This window comes from Actinokineospora sp. PR83, assembly GCF_021056305.1.
In the GTDB taxonomy this organism is placed as follows: Bacteria; Actinomycetota; Actinomycetes; order Mycobacteriales; family Pseudonocardiaceae; genus Actinokineospora; species Actinokineospora spheciospongiae.
Genome location: NZ_JAJCXD010000004.1, coordinates 52,104 through 58,932, shown reverse-complemented (window position 1 = coordinate 58,932; position 6,829 = coordinate 52,104). Strand labels below are relative to the sequence as shown.

The 6,829-nt window shown below is 72.7% G+C and carries 6 protein-coding genes; 5 read left to right on the top strand and 1 reads right to left on the bottom strand.

From position 1 onward, the window contains the following. Window positions 1-81: 81 nt before the first annotated feature. Window positions 82-1,287, bottom strand: a complete 1,206-nt coding sequence (locus L6E12_RS01290) for a helix-turn-helix domain-containing protein (RefSeq protein ID WP_308073961.1) — start codon at window positions 1,285-1,287, stop codon at window positions 82-84. A 732-nt stretch (window positions 1,288-2,019) separates the two neighbouring features. Between L6E12_RS01290 and L6E12_RS01285 the strand changes: the two genes are divergently transcribed. The 5 genes from L6E12_RS01285 (at window position 2,020) to L6E12_RS01265 (ending at window position 6,758) form a co-directional block, all read left to right on the top strand. Next, a complete protein-coding gene (locus L6E12_RS01285; protein WP_236226001.1) occupies window positions 2,020-2,613 on the top strand; it encodes a hypothetical protein in 594 nt (197 codons plus the stop codon). A 100-nt stretch (window positions 2,614-2,713) separates the two neighbouring features. Next, entirely contained in the window at window positions 2,714-3,193 is a 480-nt protein-coding gene (locus L6E12_RS01280; protein ID WP_236226000.1) for a hypothetical protein, read from the top strand. Next, window positions 3,193-4,728 carry a glycosyltransferase family 87 protein gene (locus L6E12_RS01275; RefSeq protein WP_236225999.1) on the top strand — a complete coding sequence of 512 codons (1,536 nt, stop codon included), beginning with the start codon at window positions 3,193-3,195 and terminating at the stop codon, window positions 4,726-4,728. Before L6E12_RS01280 ends, L6E12_RS01275 begins: the two co-directional genes overlap by 1 nt. Next, on the top strand, window positions 4,718-6,250 hold the full coding sequence (locus tag L6E12_RS01270; RefSeq protein WP_236225998.1) for a dolichyl-phosphate-mannose--protein mannosyltransferase: 1,533 nt from the start codon (window positions 4,718-4,720) through the stop codon (window positions 6,248-6,250). Before L6E12_RS01275 ends, L6E12_RS01270 begins: the two co-directional genes overlap by 11 nt. A 52-nt stretch (window positions 6,251-6,302) precedes the next feature. Next, complete coding sequence (locus L6E12_RS01265) at window positions 6,303-6,758, top strand: universal stress protein (RefSeq protein WP_236225997.1); 456 nt, start codon at window positions 6,303-6,305, stop codon at window positions 6,756-6,758. Window positions 6,759-6,829 lie beyond the last annotated feature (71 nt).

Here is a 6,829-nt window from a genome sequence, read left to right as displayed (position 1 = left end):
CCCGGCGCACGCGCCGACGGCCGGCCCCGCGGGTGCGGGACCGGCCGTCGGCGGCGGGGACTGGGGCGCGGCGGGGGCGGGCTAGCTGGCCCGTGCGGGCACCTCCCGGCGCTCCGGGCGGCCCGCCTCGGGGGCGCGGTCGGCGGTGGGCCACAGCAGCCGGTGGGCGCGCAGCGCGATCTCCAGGTCCAGGCGGGAGTCGGGGTCGGCGAGCTGGTCGCCGAACAGCTTCTCCACCTGGCGCATGCGGTAGCGCACGGTCTGCGGGTGGATCGCCAACCGCTCGGCGATCTCGGGGGCGCTGCCGCGGGTCTCCAGCCACGCCAGCAGCGTTTCCGCGGTGCGGGCGCGCTGCTTGACCGTCAGGTCCTGCAACGGGGCCAGCGTGCGCTTGAGCAGCTCGCGCACCAGGAACTCGTCGGCCAGCAGCCACAGCGTCGACAGGTGGTCGCGGCACCAGGTGACCGGGCCGTCGTCGATGATGCCGCGGTGCACCAGGCTCATCGCCCGCCGCGCCCAGCGCAGCGAGGTGGCCGCCTCGCGCAGCGACACCATCGGGCCGATCACCGCCCGGCGCCCGCGAAGCTGCTCGCGCAGCCCGCGCAGTTGCCGCTGCGGGTCGGACATGACCAGGCACGGCATGTCGCCGTCGAAGTCGGTCAGCACGTCCTCGTGCAGGCCGGGGCCGGTCAGCTCGTCGCCGCCGCCGTCCGCGGCGGGCTCGATGACCACCACGGCGACCTGGTCGGGCACCCGCCAGCGCGCGGTGGCCGCCAGCTTGGTGATGGTCGCCATGGAGGCGGGGGGCTCGGAGAGGATCAGCTCGACCAGCCTGCGCCTGCACCGCTCGATCACGCCCACCGACTGCGCCTGCGCGGCGGTGTAGCCCTCGATCGACAGCGTGGAGATCTCGTCGACGTAGGCGAAGATCGCCTCGGCGGCCACGGTCAGCATCGCCGTGGGCAGCCGCTGCTGCTGGCCCCAGGCCGCCAGGTGCCGCCAGGCGACCCGGCCGCCGACCCGGTAGGCGGTCTGCAGGCAGTCCAGGCTGCGGCCCTCGCCGAACTCCACCCGGCCGAGCTGGCGGAAGACGTTGGCCCAGTTCTCGTCCGGGGTGCCGCCGATGCCGATGGTGTCCATGATGCGCAGCACCGACTGCTCCACCCCGGCGACCATGATGGCGCCGAAGTGCCCCTCCAGGGGCTGGGCGTAGGCGGGCACCGCGCGCTGGATCTCGCGGATCATGTCCTGGGTGAGCTGCCCGACCATGGGTCGGAACCGCGCCACCAACTCCCTGGGCAGGCTGGCCCACAGTGCGGTCGCACGGTCGTCCTGGACCGACAGGCGCCCACCCGCCCCGGCTGGTGCCGGAACTGCGGGGTGGCTTCCTTTGCGTTGGTCCTTCCGGATGGTCGAGGGTGCGGGTCGGTTGCCCAGTTCTATTGGCATTCTCGTCCCCTTGTCGCTCACAAAACTCCGCCGCAGCGCGCCGTCGGGCGGGCGCCATTTTGTGACGACGACCATAAGTTCGCAGGCGGCGCGGTGTCAAATGCAACCGTTACGTGACGTCCCGGACACTCGATTGGTCCAGGGTTTCCGGTCTGTTTTAATGGATGTGGTGGAACCGAGATGGCCGTCTTGTGGGTCTGTGACAAAACAGGGAACGCTCCGTCACCTGACCGGGCAGTAAGATCGACGTACGGTCACCGGACGGCATGCCCTCTGGGAAGATTTTCCCACGTCAGGGCTCATCCTTGGTGTGGATTCACCTGAACGGCCCAGCGGGTGCTCACGGTGACGGGCTGCTTGATCCCACAAAACCCACCGGTGAGAACTGTGTCACCTTGACAAAACCGAGGGTTTCCGAGGCCGGTTACCGACGGGTTCTTGCCGCCGGGCCGGTTGTTTCAGTAGGGTTTCGGTCAGTAGTCGCCCGGTGGCTCCGGGGTCGGACATTCGCAGCCGGGACCAATGCTTTCGGCGCGTTCTCTTTTTGCGATTCAAGAAGGAAGCAGACTAATGATCGGTCGTCGTGTCGTTCCTGCGCTCGCCTCGATGGCCATCGCCATCGGCACCCTGTCGGCCTGCGGCTCCGATTCCGGGTCGACGCCCGAGGGTGGCAACACCCCGCAGGCCAGCCCGGCTGTGCAGTGGATCGACAAGGTGTGCGGGACGATGGTGACCGGTGGGCAGAAGCTGTCGCAGATGCCCGCCGTCGACCCCGCCAACCCGGCCGCGGCAAAGGAAGGGTTGATCGGCTTCTTCACCAGCTTCTCCGACACGCTGACCTCGCTGTCGACGGGCCTCAAGGACGCGGGCGTGCCCCCGGTGGCCGACGGCCAGGCCACCGTCGACAAGGCGCAGGCCACCATCGACGGCGCCAAGACCTCCGTCGACTCGGCCAAGACCAAGCTGGCGGGCATCAACACCGCCGACCCGATCGCCTTCCAGCAGGCCCTGGTGGAGCTGGCGCCCTCCCTGACCGCCCTGAACAACACCGAGGGCGCGCTCAAGGACCTGCGCGCGAACCCCGAGCTGAACACCGCCTTCGAGCAGGCCCCCGGGTGCAAGCAGGTCGACTCCGGGTCGGCGAGCGCCACCCCGACCTCCTGATCCCGACCGGCTGAGCCTGCCGGTCCGGCACCGGGTGTGGCACCCTGCCCGTGTCCCAGGCCCCGCGCCGCAGTCCCCGCACCCCCTCGGAGGTGGCCGCGTGACAGATCGTCCCGAGTCCCGGGTCCGGTCGGTGCCCGTCGCCGACGTGCTGACCCGCGAGGGCCGTGACGACCCCGCCGCCCGCCGCCGCGCCGACCGCCCCCGCCGCGTCCTCAAGACCGCGGCGGGGGCTGCGGTCGTCGTCGGCGCCCTGTGGGGCCTGCACGACCAGTTCGCCCCCGACCACACCGGGGTCTCCGCCGAACCGGGGCGCTCCACCCCGTTCACCGAGACCCCCGCCCCGCCGACCACGGTGGCCGCCTCCGAGGTCGTCGGCCCGCGCGTGGCCACCGGCGAGGTCGTCACCGCCCCCACCACCGCGGCCGCGCCCCCGGTCGAGCGGGAGGCCCCCGCGCGGCAGGCGCAGCCGGACCGGACGGAGCGGGCGTCCGCCACCGAGCCGAGGCGCACCCGGTCGGTCGTGCCGAACCCGGTGCAGATCTTGCTCGACGCCGCCCGACTGCTCGGGGGCAGGTGATGGAGCAGCCCCCGGCCGGGTCCGGCTCGGGTGACGAGCCGACCGCGCCACCCGGACCGAGCGCACCACCCCGACCGGAGCGCGGTTCCGAGCGGCCCGACCAGCCCGCGGCGACGACGCCGCGGGCTCGCGCGCTCTCCCCCCTGAAGCTGGCCATGGTGATCGCCGTGCTGGCCCTCGGGCTGGCCTTCGGCGCCAAGGCCCCCTGCCTGGGGACCTACGTCGACGACGCGGGCGTCTCCCAGCTCGACTGGCGCGACGGGTCGCAGTACACGCGGTTCTGCTACTCCGACACCGTCCCGCTCTACACGTTCAACCGCCTCGCCGAGGGCTCGCTGCCCTACGCCACCGGCTGGGTCGACGTGAGCAGCGGGAAGCCGAAGGTGCGGTACATGGAGTACCCGGTGCTCACCGGGCTGTTCATGTACCTCAACGCCAACCTCACCCTGGGGTGGGAGGCCGTGGTCGGCGCCGAGGTGCCGGTGATCGCCTACTTCGGCATCACCGCCGTGCTGCTGGCCCTGGCCTGGCTGGCCGTGGTCTGGGCCAGCCTGCGGCTGACCGCGCGCCGACCGCGGGACGCGCTGCTGGTCGCCGCGTCGCCGCTGGTCGTCGTGCACGCCTTCACCAACTTCGACACCCTCGCGGTCGCCGCCGCCGTGCTGGCCCTGCTGGCCTGGGCGCGGCGCAGGCCGGTGCTCGCCGGGGTGCTGCTCGGCGTCGGCGGCGCCCTCAAGCTGTTCCCGCTGCTGCTGCTCGGCGCGCTGCTCGTCCCGTGCCTGCGGGCCGGGCGGATGGCGGAGTTCTGGACGACCGCCGCCGCCGCGGTCACCACCTGGGTGGCGGTGAACGCCCCGATCGCGCTGCTGCCGCAGACCGCGGCGGGCTGGGGCGAGTTCTTCCGCCTCAACACCACCCGCGACATGGACCCGGACTCGATCTACTACGTGCTGCGCACCCTCACCCCGTGGCCCGGCTTCGACATCCCGCCGTTCCCGCCGGGGGAGGGGCCCGAGGTGCTCAACACCGTGAGCCTGCTGCTGTTCCTCGGCATGTGCCTGGTCATCGCCTACGTCGGCCTGAGCGCGCCGGTCCGGCCGCGGGTCGCGCAGTTGGGGTTCCTGATCGTCGCGGCCTTCCTGCTCACCAACAAGGTGTGGAGCCCGCAGTACTCGCTGTGGCTGGTGCCGCTGGCGGTGCTGGCGCTGCCGAGGTGGAAGCCGCTGCTGGCGTGGATGCTCGTCGACGCCGCGGTGTGGTTCCCCCGGATGCTGTACTTCGCGGGCCCGCCCGACGGCATCCCCGCCGAACCGTTCCTGCACACCGTGATCGTCCGCGACCTCGCGCTGCTGCTGCTGTGCGCCCTGGTCGTGCGCGAGATCCGCCGCCCGGAGTTCGACCGGGTCCGCGTCGGCGGCGCGGGCGACCCGATCGCGGGCGTCACCGCCGACGAGCCCGACCGCTGGCGGCTGCGCGGCGTGCGCGTGGTCCGCCCCGCCCGCCCCGCGCCGGAGGAACCCGCCCATGTCGGCTGAGGCCACCGCGGAGCGGACCGCCGAGCCGAGCGCCGAGCCGGTCGCCCCGCCGCCGCGCCCCCCGGCGATCGCCGCCGACCCCGCCCCCACCGACCGGCTGCGCGGCTGGGTCGTCGCGGCGGTGCTGGGTCTCATCGGCGGCATCGTGCGGTTCCAGAACCTGGGCTCGCCCACCGACAAGGGCACCCCGGTCTTCGACGAAAAGCACTACACCCCGCAGGCGTGGCAGATGCTGCGCAACGGCGGCGTCGAGGACAACCCCGGCTACATGCTCACCGTGCACCCGCCGCTGGGTAAGACGCTGATCTCGCTGGGCGAGTGGCTCTTCGGCTACAGCGGCTGGGGGTGGCGGTTCACCGCCGCGCTGTGCGGCACGCTGATGATCGTCCTGGTGGTGCGGATCGCCCGCAGGCTCACCCGCTCCACCCTGCTCGGTGCGCTCGCGGGCATCCTGCTCATCGCCGACGGCGTGTCGCACCTGCAGTCGCGCATGGGGATGCTCGACATCTTCCTGGCCTTCTTCGTGCTGGCGGCCTTCGGCTGCGTCCTGGTCGACCGCGACCAGGTCCGCGCCCGCCTCACCGTCGCGGTCGCCGAGGGCTGGGCCGACGAATCCGGCCTCGGGCCGCGCCTGGGCGTGCGCTGGTGGCGCCTCGGCGCTGGTGCCCTGCTCGGGCTGGCGTGCGGGGTGAAGTGGTCGGGCCTGTACTTCGTCGCCGCCTTCGGCCTGCTGACCGTCCTGTTCGACGTGACCGCCCGCCGGGCCGCCGGGGTGCGCCACCCGTGGCTGGGCGCGCTCGGCCGCGACGCGCTGCCGGGCCTGTGGGCGTTCGTGGGCGTCGGCACCACCGCGTACCTGACCACCTACTGGGGCTGGTTCGCCTCGGAGACCGCGTTCGCCCGGCACCTGGTGGCGACGGGCGGCTCGGACCCGCTGTCGGTCGCCAAGGGGGCGCTGGGGTCGCTGTGGCAGAACTCGGCGAAGGTCCTGGACTTCCACGAGTCGCTGGTGACCCCGGAGAAGCCGCACCCGTGGGAGTCCAAGCCGTGGACGTGGCCGATGGGCCTGCGGCCGATGCTCTACTACTACGAGGGCGGCCTCACCGGCTGCGGCGAGGCCCGGTGCGTGGCGGCCACCATGCTGGTCGGCACCCCCGCCCTGTGGTGGCTGTCGTTCCCGCTCCTGGGCTGGTCCCTGTGGCGGGTGCTGGGCCGGTTCGACTGGCGCTACGCGGCGGTGCTGGTGGGCTACCTGGCGGGCCTGCTGCCGTGGTTCGCCAACATCGACCGCCAGATGTACTTCTTCTACGCCACCCCGATGGCCGCCTTCCTGGTCCTGGGCCTGACCCTGGTCCTGTCAGACCTGCTCAAGGCCACCGGCCGCACCACCGGCCGGGTCCTCGTCGGCGCCTACCTCGCCCTGGTCGTGGCCAACTTCGTCTGGCTGTGGCCGATCCTCAACGGCGACGTGATCACCGAGAGCCACTGGCAGGCCGAACTCTGGCTCCCCTCCTGGCGCTGACCCGCCACCCCGCCTCGTCCGCCCGCAGTCGACAACGAACAGGAAAGAACCCATGACCGCCTACCGCACCATCGTCGTCGGCACCGACGGCTCGAACTCCTCCTACCGCGCCGTCGACCGCGCCGCCGCCCTCGCCGCCGACACCGGGGCGAAGCTGCTCGTGGTGTGCGCCTACCAGGCCCCGGACCCGCGCAAGGTCGAAGCCGCCCAGGACCGCCTCGGCGACGACGTCGGTTACCAGGTCGTCGGCGCCAACCCGGCCGAGGACACCGTCCGCACCGCCCACGACCGCGCCGCCAAGCAGGGCGCCAAGGACGTGGAGACCCTCGTCCGCGACGGCAACCCCGTCTCGGTCCTGTCCAAGGTCGTCCACGAGCGCGACGCCGACCTGCTGGTGGTCGGCAACCGCGGCCTCAACACCCTGGCCGGGCGCATCCTCGGCTCGGTCCCGGCCGAGGCCGCCCGCAAGTCCCCGGTGGACGTCCTGATCGTCCACACCGTCTCCTGATCATCCGGCCGCGGCGCCCGGTCCTCGTCCCGAGGTCGGACGCCGCGGCCTTCAACACCCGAGGCCCCCGC

Bases quoted from the DNA above. Each gene is read 5' to 3' on its own strand.
- L6E12_RS01285 (WP_236226001.1), top strand. From the start codon at position 2,020: ATGATCGGTCGTCGTGTCGTTCCTGCGCTCGCCTCGATGGCCATCGCC.
- L6E12_RS01275 (WP_236225999.1), top strand. From the start codon at position 3,193: ATGGAGCAGCCCCCGGCCGGGTCCGGCTCGGGTGACGAGCCGACCGCG.
- L6E12_RS01270 (WP_236225998.1), top strand. From the start codon at position 4,718: ATGTCGGCTGAGGCCACCGCGGAGCGGACCGCCGAGCCGAGCGCCGAG.
- L6E12_RS01265 (WP_236225997.1), top strand. From the start codon at position 6,303: ATGACCGCCTACCGCACCATCGTCGTCGGCACCGACGGCTCGAACTCC.